This window comes from Virgibacillus senegalensis (genome assembly GCF_000821245.2).
GTDB lineage: Bacteria > Bacillota > Bacilli > Bacillales > Amphibacillaceae > Sediminibacillus > Sediminibacillus senegalensis.
The window spans coordinates 1,251,660-1,266,624 of the sequence record NZ_LN611425.1 but is presented as its reverse complement, the minus strand read 5'-3'; the positions used below and the strand labels follow the sequence as shown (position 1 = coordinate 1,266,624).

General features: G+C 42.8%; 15 protein-coding genes and 1 pseudogene. 13 read left to right on the top strand and 3 right to left on the bottom strand.

The window, feature by feature from the left end:
• Positions 1-16: 16 nt before the first annotated feature.
• The 3 genes from BN1067_RS20300 to istA are packed head-to-tail and all read right to left on the bottom strand — an operon-like array spanning position 17 to position 2,553.
• Positions 17-604: a transposase gene (locus BN1067_RS20300; RefSeq protein ID WP_234400722.1), complete on the bottom strand. Its 588-nt coding sequence runs from the start codon at positions 602-604 to the stop codon at positions 17-19.
• A 33-nt stretch (positions 605-637) separates the two neighbouring features.
• Entirely contained in the window at positions 638-1,324 is a 687-nt protein-coding gene (locus BN1067_RS17115; RefSeq protein ID WP_053218205.1) for an ATP-binding protein, read from the bottom strand.
• On the bottom strand, positions 1,321-2,553 hold the full coding sequence (gene istA / locus BN1067_RS17110) for an IS21 family transposase (RefSeq protein WP_053217944.1): 1,233 nt from the start codon (positions 2,551-2,553) through the stop codon (positions 1,321-1,323). The genes BN1067_RS17115 and istA overlap by 4 nt, the downstream gene beginning before the upstream one ends.
• A gap of 293 nt (positions 2,554-2,846) precedes the next feature.
• Between istA and BN1067_RS17105 the strand changes: the two genes are divergently transcribed.
• From BN1067_RS17105 to BN1067_RS17050, 13 genes and pseudogenes are all read left to right on the top strand, one after another.
• Positions 2,847-3,701 (top strand): manganese catalase family protein, encoded by an 855-nt coding sequence (locus tag BN1067_RS17105; protein WP_053220031.1) that lies wholly within the window; start codon positions 2,847-2,849, stop codon positions 3,699-3,701.
• 517 nt (positions 3,702-4,218) lie between these two features.
• Complete coding sequence (locus tag BN1067_RS19950; protein WP_199868552.1) at positions 4,219-4,386, top strand: hypothetical protein; 168 nt, start codon at positions 4,219-4,221, stop codon at positions 4,384-4,386.
• A gap of 264 nt (positions 4,387-4,650) precedes the next feature.
• Positions 4,651-5,520, top strand: a complete 870-nt coding sequence (locus BN1067_RS17100; RefSeq protein WP_053220030.1) for an AraC family transcriptional regulator — start codon at positions 4,651-4,653, stop codon at positions 5,518-5,520.
• Between the two features lie 188 nt (positions 5,521-5,708).
• Positions 5,709-6,881 carry a sensor histidine kinase gene (locus tag BN1067_RS17095; RefSeq protein ID WP_053220029.1) on the top strand — a complete coding sequence of 391 codons (1,173 nt, stop codon included), beginning with the start codon at positions 5,709-5,711 and terminating at the stop codon, positions 6,879-6,881.
• Positions 6,859-7,236: pseudogene (locus BN1067_RS17090) on the top strand (response regulator); the annotation flags it as partial. The gene BN1067_RS17095 and the pseudogene BN1067_RS17090, both read left to right, overlap by 23 nt.
• 118 nt (positions 7,237-7,354) lie before the next feature.
• Positions 7,355-8,527, top strand: coding sequence for a sensor histidine kinase (locus BN1067_RS17085; RefSeq protein ID WP_053220029.1), 1,173 nt, complete (start codon positions 7,355-7,357; stop codon positions 8,525-8,527).
• Positions 8,505-9,140 carry a response regulator gene (locus BN1067_RS17080; RefSeq protein ID WP_053220027.1) on the top strand — a complete coding sequence of 212 codons (636 nt, stop codon included), beginning with the start codon at positions 8,505-8,507 and terminating at the stop codon, positions 9,138-9,140. The genes BN1067_RS17085 and BN1067_RS17080 overlap by 23 nt, the downstream gene beginning before the upstream one ends.
• A 99-nt stretch (positions 9,141-9,239) precedes the next feature.
• Entirely contained in the window at positions 9,240-10,235 is a 996-nt protein-coding gene (locus tag BN1067_RS17075) for a histidine kinase (RefSeq protein ID WP_456119738.1), read from the top strand.
• Positions 10,213-10,848: a response regulator gene (locus BN1067_RS17070; RefSeq protein WP_053220027.1), complete on the top strand. Its 636-nt coding sequence runs from the start codon at positions 10,213-10,215 to the stop codon at positions 10,846-10,848. Before BN1067_RS17075 ends, BN1067_RS17070 begins: the two co-directional genes overlap by 23 nt.
• A 129-nt stretch (positions 10,849-10,977) precedes the next feature.
• Positions 10,978-11,910: an ABC transporter ATP-binding protein gene (locus BN1067_RS17065; RefSeq protein ID WP_053220026.1), complete on the top strand. Its 933-nt coding sequence runs from the start codon at positions 10,978-10,980 to the stop codon at positions 11,908-11,910.
• 13 nt (positions 11,911-11,923) lie between these two features.
• On the top strand, positions 11,924-13,204 hold the full coding sequence (locus BN1067_RS17060; RefSeq protein WP_053220025.1) for an ABC transporter permease: 1,281 nt from the start codon (positions 11,924-11,926) through the stop codon (positions 13,202-13,204).
• A complete protein-coding gene (locus BN1067_RS17055; protein WP_053220024.1) occupies positions 13,205-14,305 on the top strand; it encodes an ABC transporter permease in 1,101 nt (366 codons plus the stop codon). It begins immediately after the preceding gene.
• A gap of 129 nt (positions 14,306-14,434) precedes the next feature.
• On the top strand, positions 14,435-14,902 hold the full coding sequence (locus BN1067_RS17050; RefSeq protein WP_053220023.1) for a DinB family protein: 468 nt from the start codon (positions 14,435-14,437) through the stop codon (positions 14,900-14,902).
• Positions 14,903-14,965 lie beyond the last annotated feature (63 nt).

Sequence of the window (14,965 nt, the reverse complement as noted above, 5' to 3'; positions counted from 1 at the left end):
CAGGAACTCCATTAAATTACTCCAATGCATGAATATGAGCGATAAGCCAATTAGCTGATTTCATATCTAAAAAGGCTTCAACATAACTGAATTGACTATAGGGTAAGGTCGCAATAAAAACATACGCTGGAATCGTTTCTCCTGTTGAACGGTCATTAATCTTCAATGTAGTACCAGCCCAATCTACTTCCATCACTTCACCAGGTTTTCTGCGAATAGGCATGGTAAGTTTATACTTTTTCGCATATTTCCCATAGTTCTCACAAAAAGTACGATAGGCATAGGGGATCTTTCCACCTTCACGTGCCTCTGTCGAATACTCATGATGCAATAGAGACAGGGTCACATTCTTCTTTTGTAGTTCCTTATGCACTCTTTCCCAATCAATTGGGAAGTACCCTTTCTCAACAGCCTGTTTCTCTGGGAAGAGAAACGCTTCTAGCCATGTATTGGTCATGGTGTCATTCAAGCTTTCCACGCCAAGTTTTTTGGCACGTTGAATGACATCTGAAACTGTATTCCTTGAGTGCCCAGTGCTAGAACTAATCGTTCTTTGACTGACTTCTTCAAAGTGAAGTTCCAGAATCTTTAGGTAATTAACCATAAAAAAGCCTCCTGTATAATAATGTCATGCTTGCTAGCATGCAAGGTTATTATACAGGAGGCTTTTCCTTTTTCTATTTATAGTGGCCCTGCATTCCGCAAAGGGTGGCTCTTTCCTCCGCAATGACTGGCTCAAAACTCCGCATAAGTGGCTCATTTTCACTGCAATAATCAAAAGTGTGTGTGCGCTTAGTTCATCGAAACTAAAGTAACCTAATTCATCAATAATTAGTAATTCTGGTCGGCTATATCTTTTAATAATCCGTTGGATTAACCCTTGTTTCTCTGCCTTTTGGCATTCAGCTATAAAATCATTGGCTGTGATAAAAAGTGCTTGGTGTCCATTCGTGATAGCTTCAAAAGCCATGGAAATGGCTAAATGTGTCTTTCCTACTCCTGGTGGTCCAAGAAGTAGGATGTTATCCCCATTATGGATGTATCTACCCGATAACACTTCTTTAACTCTTCGTTCATCTATACTTGGTTGAAAACTAAAGTCGAAGTCATGAATGCTCTTAAGATAGGGAAGCTTCGCTTTCTTTAGACGTTTATCTAAAGCTGCCTTTTCCTTCTGTTCGATTTCTTGTGATAATAGCGTGATTAAGAAGTCCGAATATGGTACATTATTTTTAGATGCGTCTTCAAGCAGACCATCTATTTGATCGGCGGTGTAATGCCAACCGATTTCTTCTAAGCGTTCAACTAAAAGGTTTGTGGTCATGATTGATCACCTCCTTCTAGTTGCTCATAAATTTGAAGGGAACGTTGTTCTACTTCACTATCAGGGGACTGTAAACGGCTGTGGGTCGGCAAACCATCAGTAGTCGTTTGCAGTCCTTTATAATGTTCAAGGTTTATATAATCTCTTACCTTACCAGTCATAATAGGGTGCTTAGCCACACATTCATAATGGTCATAAATTTCTAAATGATGATCTAATGTTTCTTTTATTTTCAGTTCTTGTCCAACGTACCGAAAAGGTACTGAATATCTCTTACCGAGATAGGAGACAAAGCAATCCTTACTCACCTTCCTAATTTCCCAATGATGGATAGGGAACAATGGTTTCGTATTTGATGTCATTAAATGTTTTTGTTCATGCTGGAAACGAGTATGAGGTGATTCAAGCGTTGTCTGATGCACCTTACGGTTCGCTACCTGATCTAACCACACTCTCACATCTTCATTTAATGCTTTTAAAGTAGGTTCATGCTTGCGCTGCAAAAAGTTCTTCTTTAAATATCCAACAACATTTTCTACTTTCCCCTTCGTTTGTGGTCGGTGTGGTTTACATGCCTTTGGGACAATTCCATAGTAAGCTAGAAATTCTTCGAACTTCCGATTGAATCTTATTTCAACTGGACTATGCCTGATAACAGCAGTTTTCATATTGTCATATAAAATTTGCTCAGGCACTCCATTGAAATAAGCAAAAGCGTTCATATGGCACTTCATTAAAGTTTCTAAATCCATACTGTCTGTAAACTCTACATATTTAAGCCTCGAATAACTTAGTAAAATCACAAAAGCATAAATATCCTTCATTTCACCATCAACGGCGAATTTACCAATGTGTCCCCAATCCATTTGAGCTTGTTTGCCAGGAGGAGTCTCGTATCTTATGGTAGCTTGCTTTTTAGGTCGCACCCGATATGGTCGAATGAAATCCCGAAGGATTGTCATTTTGCCCTCGTACCCCATAGATATAATTTCATCTAATAAAACGGTGCAGTTTGTGGTACCTTCTTTCATACGTTTCACTAAGTAATCTTTAAAGGGATCTAGCTTACTACCTTTACTAGGTACTTTCTTCATCCTTGGTAATTCTTCAGATTTTATGTACTTCCTAATAGTTTTAGGGTCAAAGCCAGTCTCTTTGGAGATAGCTGTGATTGACCACCCTTTTTGAAATAGTTCTCTAATCATTATGAATTCCCCAATCTTGATCATCATTTCTACACTCCAAATCTTTATCTAGTATAGAAATGATTATCTGTTATTATTGGGGAATTTGAAACCGTTGTCATTAGGGATTTTAGCACCGTTGTTCACAGAGGTTCGCAAAAGCAAAAACCGAGCGTGATTCGAAATTCTAAGCTTTCGAATTCGCTCGGTTTTTTTGATACTTACTTATTAGTAAACACTCCAACAACTCCCTATCCTGTCAGTTTAAGGGGGAATGTGGTATAAATACATATTTTTATCAAAAACTATGATGAATAAATCATAGTGAGGTGAAATACATGTATTTTTATAAAGAAGATTTAATTAATATGATTGTTCCTGATGGACCCGATCCTGCCGCTGCAAAAGTTCTTCAGGAAACTTTAGGTGGACGCTTTGGTGAGATGAGAACCATGATGCAGTTTTCTTTCCAAAGTGCAAACTTCAGGGGGAATGCAAAGCAGTATCGAGACTTAATTCGTGGGGTATTCCTAGAAGAGCTATCCCATGTGGAGCTTGTGCAATCAACAATTAACCAGTTGTTGAATGAGGCGGGATCAGAGACCCCTGGAAATGCTGGTGTAGATAAAGCCCCCCTAAATAAAGCGATCTCACATGCTAACCCACATCATTACATCATGGGGGCAAAAGCTTCTCTTCCAGTAGATGCTGCAGGGAACCCTTGGATGGGAAATTATGTGTATGATCATGGTAATTTAATTGCAAATTTATTAGACAATGTTGTCTTGGAGTCAACTGGGGTTTTACAAAAAACTAGGATTTATGAAATGAGTGACAACAAAGCTTTCCGTGAAACGCTTGCGTTTTTAATTGTGCGTGACAACGCTCACCAAAATGCTTTTGCCAAGGCATTAGAGACACTTGGAGTTGATTGGGGTAAACTTTTACCTATACCAAATTATGATATAAATAAATATCCAGAATGTAGGAAATATGTTGAAATGGGATTCCATAATGCACAATTCAATTTCAGACTTGATGATACACAAATTGGAACCATTTTTTCAGGACAAACACCAAGCAGAAATGGTGGGGAACTTCGTGTGGTAGATCCTCCCGAGGGTTATCCGGTGCCACAATTACCTGATATGCCAGATGAACATGGATCAGGGATTAGTGATTTAAATAGGTAATAAATTGGTCAAAAAAGAGAAGCAGTATTTTTTTAATGAAGAAAATGCTGCTTCTCTTTTCGGCTTTTATGATTCCATTTTCGGTTGAGATAATGCTCATTGCTGCACGTATTGCAACAGGGGATGTTAATAAACGTAGAGAATCCACCCATTTAATAATTTGATAGTTTAATTCTAAAAAATAAAATTTATGTTGTAGCCATATTGGAAAAAATGTTCGTCTGGGTTATTTGTCAGCTCTTCACCACACAAAGAGAAGTGGTTTTGAGGGAAAGGGGCATGTCCAATGAAAATCCTAACCTTTAAATATTACACACTGACAATATTGCCATAGCTGACAAAATACAAGATTGAAGAGAACTTTTCCCCCGAATGTATTGGCCAACAAGGGACTATTGCCATTACAATGGAGGGAGAAGATGTAAATACAATATTTTACTAAAGGGTGCATAAGTTTAAGATGATCAACCACTTATTGTGTAACTGGGTAGGAAGTGAATTTGAAGGAGGTGGGGCATTGAATAAAAAAATGCTACGTTCTCTAGGTATTGTGGTTTTTGCCGTTGGGTACGCAATCCATATCGGTGAATATATTCCCAATACGGTAAGTTGGACAGTCACCATTGTTGGTCTCGTTCTGGTCATCGCTAGTAACTTTGTGAAAAAAGAAAAGCCAGACCGGTAAGTTAAGGCTTTCTCCTTAATGATATAAAACAAAGAATACACAGGACCCCCAGTTGTCTGTTAGAGAAGTCTCCTGGTTATAAAATATTTCAGCTGCCCATTTCTCTAATGGTTTTCCATTATTAATTACATAATCTAATGCTTTATTCGTTTGTTTCTGCCTTGATATTGGTGAAAGAAAGGATTAATGCTACAAAACGGTGCATAAAATGTCGGACGGAAACATTTAACTCCTGTTATTCTATTGAGGAAAGGAGGTCAGAAAATGGATTTGCTTAAGAGCATGAATGATGCAATGAGGTATATCGAAGATAATCTCACAAATGAAATAGACTTCAAAGTGGTGGCAAGGATCGCTCATTGTTCGGAATATCATTTTAAGAGAATGTTTTCTTTTCTTGCAGGTATTACATTATCAGAATACATCCGCCGTAGACGACTTAGCTTGGCCGCATTTGAACTTACCCATAGTAATAGAAAAGTAATTGATGTTGCGATTAAATATGGATACAACTCACCGGACTCTTTTACGAGAGCCTTTCACTATTTACATGGTGTAACACCATCAGAAGCACGCAATGGCCAGTATTTAAAAGCCTATCCACTAATGACCTTTCAATTATCAATTAGAGGAGGAAATGAAATGAATTACCGAATCGAACAAAAAGAGGCATTTAACATTGTTGGTATCATGAAAAGAGTTCCCATTATTTTTGAAGGAGAAAACCCGGAAATTACAGAAATGTGGAAATCCTTGACGATGGAAAGGATAGATCAATTAAAGATACTCTCTAATGTTGAACCAAAAGGGATGATTCAAGCCTCTACAAACTTTTCAGAAGGTCGCATGGAGGAAAAAGGTGAGCTTGATCAGTATTTAGGAGTGGCAACGACACAAGAATCCCCTGACAACTTTTCAAAACTTGAAGTTCCTGCCTTAACATGGGCAATATTTGAATCAACGGGACCTTTCCCTAGTACGGTACAGGAAACATGGGGAAGGATTTATTCTGAGTGGTTTCCATCCTCTCATTATCAAGTAACAGAAGGACCTGAAATCTTGTCGATTAAAGATAAAGATTTAACTTCACCAGCAGTAAAAAGCGAGATTTGGATCCCAGTACTGAAAAAATAACTTTAGATTACGAGCTGTTTCGGCAGCTCTATTTTGATTTGTAAAACCAAACATCAGCATTGAACTTGGATATTTAAAAAATCAACGTATAAAATGTCCGTTTCACTTATCGATTAAGCAAAGAAATCGCCCGCAGTAAGACTAAGAAGTGATATAGTAAAAACAAAGCGATATTGTTGGAGGATTTCATGTACCGTTATACATTTTGGCTCTTTTTTTTATTATTGGCAGGGGTGTGGGGATGCGCCTTATGGCAGCCACAGGGAGTGGTTGAGATTTCTGCTGCCCAATGGTTTGGAAGTGCTTTGTTTTTTGCCTTGTATTTTTTGCTTCCGCTTTTCCACAGGCGGGCAGAAGTTCAGGCGATATTATTAAGCAGTGCCAGTTTTGTCCTCATGGCTGTATTTTGGACATTACATACTACCGGCGAACCTAACTATTTTATTCTGCTGTTGTTTGCTTACTTGGCAGGAGATGCAGCATATCGGCTACCGAGCCGTCATGCACTTTTTTCTGGGGGTGTAATAGGGATTTGCACCCTGCTTCCGGCACTTGACGGAAACAGTGACTATTTCTCCTTTTCTTTTTTATTCTGGTATCTGGCTTTGCTCGGCTTGGCGCTTTCGATCTTTCATCGCATTCATCATGCAGCGGAGGCAGTCGCGGCGCGGTATGATGCTTTGTTGCATGAGTACCGTGCTTTGAAGCGTAAAGCCGTCTCGGATGAGAAACTGGCCAGACAACAGGAACGGACACAAATCGGCCGGGAAATTCATGACAGCGTAGGGCATAAGCTCACCAATTTATTGATGCAGCTGGAAGTGGCGCGAATGGAAGCAGATGGTACGGAAAAAGATCGGCTCGGTCTATTGAAAGGGTTGGCGCAAGAGAGCCTGGAGGAAACCCGCACTGCGGTCAAAGCATTGAACCAGGAAGAGATTGTTGGCATCCCGGCAATGATCAGTCTGATTCGCAAGCTCGAAGCAGAAAATTTTATCCGGATACAATTTGCCGTAAAAAATCGTGCTTTTTCTGCCCGATTGAAGCCTGAACAAGCTGCAGCTGTGTACCGGGCGGTGCAGGAATCATTAACCAATGTGATGCGTCATGGGACGAAAAGAGAAGCTTCCATTACATTCGAATCGGCAGGTGAACGTATATTCCGATTTGAAATCTCCAATCCGATTCCAGCAGGTTATCGATTTGAAGAGGGCTATGGACTTACCGCTATGAAAGAACGCGTTCAACAGGCCGGCGGGAATCTGGAAATACTGGCTTTCAACAGCTTATTCATCGTAAGAGGAACGTTCCCGCTGCAAAAAAAGGAGGAGGACGCAGATGGTTCGGATTCTTTTAGCTGAAGATCAATCGCTGGTTGCCCAGGGACTTAAAATGATGATGGAAACAGATGAAAAACTGCAAGTGACAGGGGAAGCGAAAAACGGAAGGGCAGCGATAGCTCTTTGTGAAAAACAATCATTCGATTTGGCTGTACTCGACATACGGATGCCGGAAATGGATGGACTCGAGGCGGCAAAGGTTATCCGCAAACGCTGGCCTGACATGAAAATTTTGATGCTGACGACTTTTAACGACGACGAGTATGCCCTGCAGGCACTAAGATTAGGTGCACATGGTTATATGCTCAAGGATGCGGATGCCGATACACTGATCCGCTCGGTGAAAAGCTGCCTTGCCGGAGGATTACAGCTTCAAGNTTTAAAAAATCAACGTATAAAATGTCCGTTTCACTTATCGATTAAGCAAAGAAATCGCCCGCAGTAAGACTAAGAAGTGATATAGTAAAAACAAAGCGATATTGTTGGAGGATTTCATGTACCGTTATACATTTTGGCTCTTTTTTTTATTATTGGCAGGGGTGTGGGGATGCGCCTTATGGCAGCCACAGGGAGTGGTTGAGATTTCTGCTGCCCAATGGTTTGGAAGTGCTTTGTTTTTTGCCTTGTATTTTTTGCTTCCGCTTTTCCACAGGCGGGCAGAAGTTCAGGCGATATTATTAAGCAGTGCCAGTTTTGTCCTCATGGCTGTATTTTGGACATTACATACTACCGGCGAACCTAACTATTTTATTCTGCTGTTGTTTGCTTACTTGGCAGGAGATGCAGCATATCGGCTACCGAGCCGTCATGCACTTTTTTCTGGGGGTGTAATAGGGATTTGCACCCTGCTTCCGGCACTTGACGGAAACAGTGACTATTTCTCCTTTTCTTTTTTATTCTGGTATCTGGCTTTGCTCGGCTTGGCGCTTTCGATCTTTCATCGCATTCATCATGCAGCGGAGGCAGTCGCGGCGCGGTATGATGCTTTGTTGCATGAGTACCGTGCTTTGAAGCGTAAAGCCGTCTCGGATGAGAAACTGGCCAGACAACAGGAACGGACACAAATCGGCCGGGAAATTCATGACAGCGTAGGGCATAAGCTCACCAATTTATTGATGCAGCTGGAAGTGGCGCGAATGGAAGCAGATGGTACGGAAAAAGATCGGCTCGGTCTATTGAAAGGGTTGGCGCAAGAGAGCCTGGAGGAAACCCGCACTGCGGTCAAAGCATTGAACCAGGAAGAGATTGTTGGCATCCCGGCAATGATCAGTCTGATTCGCAAGCTCGAAGCAGAAAATTTTATCCGGATACAATTTGCCGTAAAAAATCGTGCTTTTTCTGCCCGATTGAAGCCTGAACAAGCTGCAGCTGTGTACCGGGCGGTGCAGGAATCATTAACCAATGTGATGCGTCATGGGACGAAAAGAGAAGCTTCCATTACATTCGAATCGGCAGGTGAACGTATATTCCGATTTGAAATCTCCAATCCGATTCCAGCAGGTTATCGATTTGAAGAGGGCTATGGACTTACCGCTATGAAAGAACGCGTTCAACAGGCCGGCGGGAATCTGGAAATACTGGCTTTCAACAGCTTATTCATCGTAAGAGGAACGTTCCCGCTGCAAAAAAAGGAGGAGGACGCAGATGGTTCGGATTCTTTTAGCTGAAGATCAATCGCTGGTTGCCCAGGGACTTAAAATGATGATGGAAACAGATGAAAAACTGCAAGTGACAGGGGAAGCGAAAAACGGAAGGGCAGCGATAGCTCTTTGTGAAAAACAATCATTCGATTTGGCTGTACTCGACATACGGATGCCGGAAATGGATGGACTCGAGGCGGCAAAGGTTATCCGCAAACGCTGGCCTGACATGAAAATTTTGATGCTGACGACTTTTAACGACGACGAGTATGCCCTGCAGGCACTAAGATTAGGTGCACATGGTTATATGCTCAAGGATGCGGATGCCGATACACTGATCCGCTCGGTGAAAAGCTGCCTTGCCGGAGGATTACAGCTTCAAGGTGAAGTGGCAGCCAAAGTAATGCCCCGCCTTTTGCAATCAAATAAGCCAGGGGCGGAAAAAGAGCATGATTTAACACCCAGGGAACTGGATATTTTAAAGCAGATCGGGGAAGGAAGAAGCAACAAAGAAATTGCTGCGGAACTGGCCTTATCGGTGGGTACGGTTAAAAACCATATTTCACAGCTGCTGGATAAACTGGAGCTGCGGGATCGGACACAGCTGGCTATTTATGCTATTCGCAATGATTTGGTATAAAAAGTGACGCAAGTCATGGATGCTATTTGAATTAGTGACGGGAGACAGTATGCACGCTGTCTCCTTTTTCTTATACTTTAAATGAGATAATCCAACGGTATGAAAAGGGTATTTAAGGGGGAATGGGCTGTGTTGGAGACAACGAATCTGAAAAAAGTGTTTAAAAAGAATGTAGCGGTGTCTGACGTGAATTTATATTTGGATAAAGGGGAGTCCGTCGGTTTGCTTGGTCCGAATGGAGCCGGGAAATCGACGGCGATATCGATGATTTCATCGCTCGTTAAGCCGACGGCAGGTGATGTGACATGGCATGGAAAAAGCATCGTCAAGGATCCGAATGTCNTCGGCTTGGCGCTTTCGATCTTTCATCGCATTCATCATGCAGCGGAGGCAGTCGCGGCGCGGTATGATGCTTTGTTGCATGAGTACCGTGCTTTGAAGCGTAAAGCCGTCTCGGATGAGAAACTGGCCAGACAACAGGAACGGACACAAATCGGCCGGGAAATTCATGACAGCGTAGGGCATAAGCTCACCAATTTATTGATGCAGCTGGAAGTGGCGCGAATGGAAGCAGATGGTACGGAAAAAGATCGGCTCGGTCTATTGAAAGGGTTGGCGCAAGAGAGCCTGGAGGAAACCCGCACTGCGGTCAAAGCATTGAACCAGGAAGAGATTGTTGGCATCCCGGCAATGATCAGTCTGATTCGCAAGCTCGAAGCAGAAAATTTTATCCGGATACAATTTGCCGTAAAAAATCGTGCTTTTTCTGCCCGATTGAAGCCTGAACAAGCTGCAGCTGTGTACCGGGCGGTGCAGGAATCATTAACCAATGTGATGCGTCATGGGACGAAAAGAGAAGCTTCCATTACATTCGAATCGGCAGGTGAACGTATATTCCGATTTGAAATCTCCAATCCGATTCCAGCAGGTTATCGATTTGAAGAGGGCTATGGACTTACCGCTATGAAAGAACGCGTTCAACAGGCCGGCGGGAATCTGGAAATACTGGCTTTCAACAGCTTATTCATCGTAAGAGGAACGTTCCCGCTGCAAAAAAAGGAGGAGGACGCAGATGGTTCGGATTCTTTTAGCTGAAGATCAATCGCTGGTTGCCCAGGGACTTAAAATGATGATGGAAACAGATGAAAAACTGCAAGTGACAGGGGAAGCGAAAAACGGAAGGGCAGCGATAGCTCTTTGTGAAAAACAATCATTCGATTTGGCTGTACTCGACATACGGATGCCGGAAATGGATGGACTCGAGGCGGCAAAGGTTATCCGCAAACGCTGGCCTGACATGAAAATTTTGATGCTGACGACTTTTAACGACGACGAGTATGCCCTGCAGGCACTAAGATTAGGTGCACATGGTTATATGCTCAAGGATGCGGATGCCGATACACTGATCCGCTCGGTGAAAAGCTGCCTTGCCGGAGGATTACAGCTTCAAGGTGAAGTGGCAGCCAAAGTAATGCCCCGCCTTTTGCAATCAAATAAGCCAGGGGCGGAAAAAGAGCATGATTTAACACCCAGGGAACTGGATATTTTAAAGCAGATCGGGGAAGGAAGAAGCAACAAAGAAATTGCTGCGGAACTGGCCTTATCGGTGGGTACGGTTAAAAACCATATTTCACAGCTGCTGGATAAACTGGAGCTGCGGGATCGGACACAGCTGGCTATTTATGCTATTCGCAATGATTTGGTATAAAAAGTGACGCAAGTCATGGATGCTATTTGAATTAGTGACGGGAGACAGTATGCACGCTGTCTCCTTTTTCTTATACTTTAAATGAGATAATCCAACGGTATGAAAAGGGTATTTAAGGGGGAATGGGCTGTGTTGGAGACAACGAATCTGAAAAAAGTGTTTAAAAAGAATGTAGCGGTGTCTGACGTGAATTTATATTTGGATAAAGGGGAGTCCGTCGGTTTGCTTGGTCCGAATGGAGCCGGGAAATCGACGGCGATATCGATGATTTCATCGCTCGTTAAGCCGACGGCAGGTGATGTGACATGGCATGGAAAAAGCATCGTCAAGGATCCGAATGTCATTCGCATGCATTTAGGGGTCGTGCCGCAGGATATCGCTCTTTATAAAGAGCTAACTGCGGTTGAAAACTTGCGGTTCTTTGGAAGGATTTACGGATTACGGGGCAAGTCCTTGGAATCGCAAATCGAAAAGGTGTTGAAAATTGTCGGGTTGACCGAGCGTAAAAACGAACTAGTCAAACATTATTCCGGCGGGATGCAAAGGCGGATAAACATCGCCGTTGCTTTGTTGCATGAACCGGAATTCATCATTATGGATGAGCCGACCGTTGGAATCGATCCGCAATCACGTAACTACATCCTGGAAATGGTCCAAAAGCTCAACGAGGAAAAAGGGATGACAGTATTATACACGAGTCACTACATGGAAGAGGTCGAAAGACTTTGCGATCGGATCTACATCATGGATCACGGCAAAGTGATTGCTTCTGGAACCAAGCAGGAGCTCATCAGTATCTTGTCCAGTGAAGAAACAATATGGATAGAACTCGATCGCTCCTACCCAGGTCTTGCAGCTGAGTTTAACAACATGGCAGAGGTACTCCGTGTTACGGAGACAGACAAAGGCATCAAGCTGATCACACCAAAAAACAGTGGACTGCTTGGAGCTATTTTTCAGGCAGCGGAACGCCAGCAAGCACAAATCACCAGTTTAAATGTTCAAGTACCGACGTTGGAAGATGTGTTTTTGCATCTGACCGGCCGTAAGCTGAGGGATTAAGGGGGGACGATAAATGCTGTCATTTTTGAAAAAAGATGTAGTCGTTTTACTTCGGGATCGGACTGAACTGCTCGTCTTACTGTTGATGCCGATCATTTTAACGGTGATTTTAGGGTTTGCTTTGAAAGGGATGTTTGCCGGTGGGTTTACCACACTTGATATGAAGGTTGCTGTTGTCGATCACAATGATCGTGAAGCGGGAATAAAACAATTCATGGAAGAAGTCAGCCGGCTTTCTCTGCCTGACGGTGCAAAAAATCAGCTTATAGAAGCAGCCGAGTCTTTTGAGCCTTATGCTATATTGATGGATATGCTCACTGACGAAGAACTCGGTCAGGTGATGGAGATAGAAATAATGAGCGAAAACAAAGCCGAGGTTGCACTGGAGGGGGAAGAGGTTACTTCCCTGCTGAAGATACCGGATAATTTCACCTATTTATCACTGAAAAGTATGATACTGGACGAAGGGAAAGGTGCCGAACTTGAAGTAGTGGAAGGCAAGGATTCTTCCCTTTTGGCTGGAGTTTTTCATGACACGATCGAGCAGTTCGTGGAGACATTCAATTTAGAAACGGCCATTGCCAAAGTCGTTGATGGAAAGGAAGTCACCAGTTCAGCTACTGGAAGAAATCAGCAAGATTTTGGGGGAACGATCACAGTAACAGAGCAGGAACCGATTACATCGATTGAATACTATTCAATTGGGATGGCCGTCATGTTTGCCATGTTTGTTGCCTCGACGATTGCCTCTAAGGCTTATGTAGAAAATTATCAACATGTGTTTGCCCGGATTTTATTGTCTGGACAGCATCCGCTTCTCTATTTATCCGGAAAGGCAATTTCTACATCCGTTTTAGTGTTTATGCAGCTCGTCCTGTTATTTGGCATGGGAAGGTTTGTCCTTCAGGCTTTTGCCGATAATTCCTGGCAATTCTGGCTCGGTATGCTTGCAATCAGTGCAGCCTTTTCTTTGTGTATCGGGGCATTAGGTGCTTTGTTGACTGCTATTACGCTGAAATCGGAAAGCAATGTCGTTCCTGGTATATTTGCTGGCGGTATTGTGACGGTGTTGGCCATGCTTGGCGGAAGTTTTTTCCCTGTGTCCGGAATGCCTGCATTATTTACAACCCTGGGCAACTGGACACCGAACGGCATTATGTTAAATGTAACCCTTCAATGGGCGCAAGGTTTGGGGGCATCCTACATTATGCCGTTGATTTCACGATTGCTGATCTTGACAGTTGTACTAATCGTAATAAGTTTGTTGATTTTTTCGAGAAGGAGGGCGGCTTAAGTGAAATCCATTTTTCTTTTACAGGTGCAGCGGCTTCGGCGTGAACCTTTGATGGTCCTTTCCATGATGGGAATGACGTTTATCTTTGTGTTCTTTCTAGGAGGATTTGGAACCTTTGGACAATTGGAGGTTCCGGTTTATTTTGACCAATCCATGAAGGACAGTGAACAGGAGGCCTTGCTGGAACAGTTGAACGAATCAGAAAGCTATACGTTTACAAAAATGGATCAGACAATGGCAGAAAAACAAGTAGCTTTAGGTGATGTCGCCTTTGCGATGAAAGCGATGCCTGACAACTATCGGATGCTTATTGCTGCAGATGACCCCAATCAGGTGCTTGTCAGTCATTATGTCAAACAGGTCTATGCTGAAGAGTTGCGTCTGCAGCATGCTGAACAAGCTACGGGGCACACGGATTTTCGTGATAAGGTAGAACAATCCATGGACAATGCGCCGATTACCTTGACCGCTTCGACAGCTGAAGGCGAAACTAGCTTCGGAGGATACGATCAACGGAATCAATTTTTGTTTGGTATGACACTATTCTTCTCGATTTACACCATTATATTCAGTTTGAGTAAAGTTGCGGAAGAAAAAAGGACCGGAACATGGAATAGGGTGATTTTGTCACCAGTTCGCAAGTTCCACTTATATATCGGCCATTTGGTTTACTCCTTTCTTCTCGGATTTTTACAAATTGCCGTTATTTTTTCGATTTTTCGATATGGATTTGATTATAATATTGGGAGCAGCATGTCACTGATTTTATTGACCATAGCCTGCTACACATTTGCTGTGGTTGCACTGGGAATGTTGCTGTTAGGATTGGTGAAGAGTCTTGAGCAGCTCAATGCCCTTGTGCCAATTGTTTCGGTAAGTATGGCAATGATCGGTGGAGCATATTGGCCAATTGAAGCAGTCAGTAATGGTATCCTCCTCGGGATATCAAAAGTCATACCGGTCACATACGGGATGGAGGCATTGAAAGGAATATCGCTAGGCCAGTCGCTGTCTGATTTGGTTCAGCCGTTATCCATTTTGATCTTAATTGGAGTTTTATGCATGGGAGTAGGCCTTAATCTTATGGAACGAAAAGCATAATGGACATAAAAAGACAGTCCCGAAGTGCTGTCTTTTTACATGAGTAGCTACTAAAAAAAGGAGGAGAAGGAGGAATTCCAAGAGTTGAATAGAAGGAAATATGTATCATTAAAAAAAGGAGGTTTATAAATGAGCAAAGCGAGCGAATTACGAGATGAGTGGTATCGCCATCGTCAGGTTTTACAGGAGCTCCTTGAAAAGATTGATGAGCAACATATTCATTTTACCCCGTGGGAAGGAGCGTTCACGCTGGGTGGACTGGCAGTTCATATAGCTACATCGATGGAAATGTTCGCCGGTTCGGTTAAAGAAGGGGCACTCATTCTTTCAAACAACAAACATGATTTTGAAACGATGGCGGATGTACGACAGATTGTAGAAAACTGCACACAAACGACATTAAAACATTTTGAAACGATTACGGATGAACAGCTGATTCAACCATTGGAAATGAATGGAGTGGAGGCACCCGCAAGTGTATGGCTCAGCAATGCCAGGGATCATGAAATCCACCATAAGGGTCAGTTGTTTACTTATGCAAGGATTGTCGGCGTGAAGGAAATGCCGTTTTTCATAAAACAGCCACCAAAACGCTAATCCAGACGGGAAAGCAAGTAGTATGGACATAGCTGTCATGCCGGCCGCATATCCTTTTTGGTA

Excerpts from the sequence above, each read along its gene's own strand:
- BN1067_RS20300 (WP_234400722.1), bottom strand. The coding sequence starts at position 604 with ATGGTTAATTACCTAAAGATTCTGGAACTTCACTTTGAAGAAGTCAGT.
- BN1067_RS17115 (WP_053218205.1), bottom strand. The coding sequence starts at position 1,324 with ATGACCACAAACCTTTTAGTTGAACGCTTAGAAGAAATCGGTTGGCAT.
- istA (WP_053217944.1), bottom strand. The coding sequence starts at position 2,553 with ATGATCAAGATTGGGGAATTCATAATGATTAGAGAACTATTTCAAAAA.
- BN1067_RS17105 (WP_053220031.1), top strand. The coding sequence starts at position 2,847 with ATGTATTTTTATAAAGAAGATTTAATTAATATGATTGTTCCTGATGGA.
- BN1067_RS17100 (WP_053220030.1), top strand. The coding sequence starts at position 4,651 with ATGGATTTGCTTAAGAGCATGAATGATGCAATGAGGTATATCGAAGAT.
- BN1067_RS17095 (WP_053220029.1), top strand. The coding sequence starts at position 5,709 with ATGTACCGTTATACATTTTGGCTCTTTTTTTTATTATTGGCAGGGGTG.
- BN1067_RS17085 (WP_053220029.1), top strand. The coding sequence starts at position 7,355 with ATGTACCGTTATACATTTTGGCTCTTTTTTTTATTATTGGCAGGGGTG.
- BN1067_RS17080 (WP_053220027.1), top strand. The coding sequence starts at position 8,505 with ATGGTTCGGATTCTTTTAGCTGAAGATCAATCGCTGGTTGCCCAGGGA.
- BN1067_RS17070 (WP_053220027.1), top strand. The coding sequence starts at position 10,213 with ATGGTTCGGATTCTTTTAGCTGAAGATCAATCGCTGGTTGCCCAGGGA.
- BN1067_RS17060 (WP_053220025.1), top strand. The coding sequence starts at position 11,924 with ATGCTGTCATTTTTGAAAAAAGATGTAGTCGTTTTACTTCGGGATCGG.
- BN1067_RS17050 (WP_053220023.1), top strand. The coding sequence starts at position 14,435 with ATGAGCAAAGCGAGCGAATTACGAGATGAGTGGTATCGCCATCGTCAG.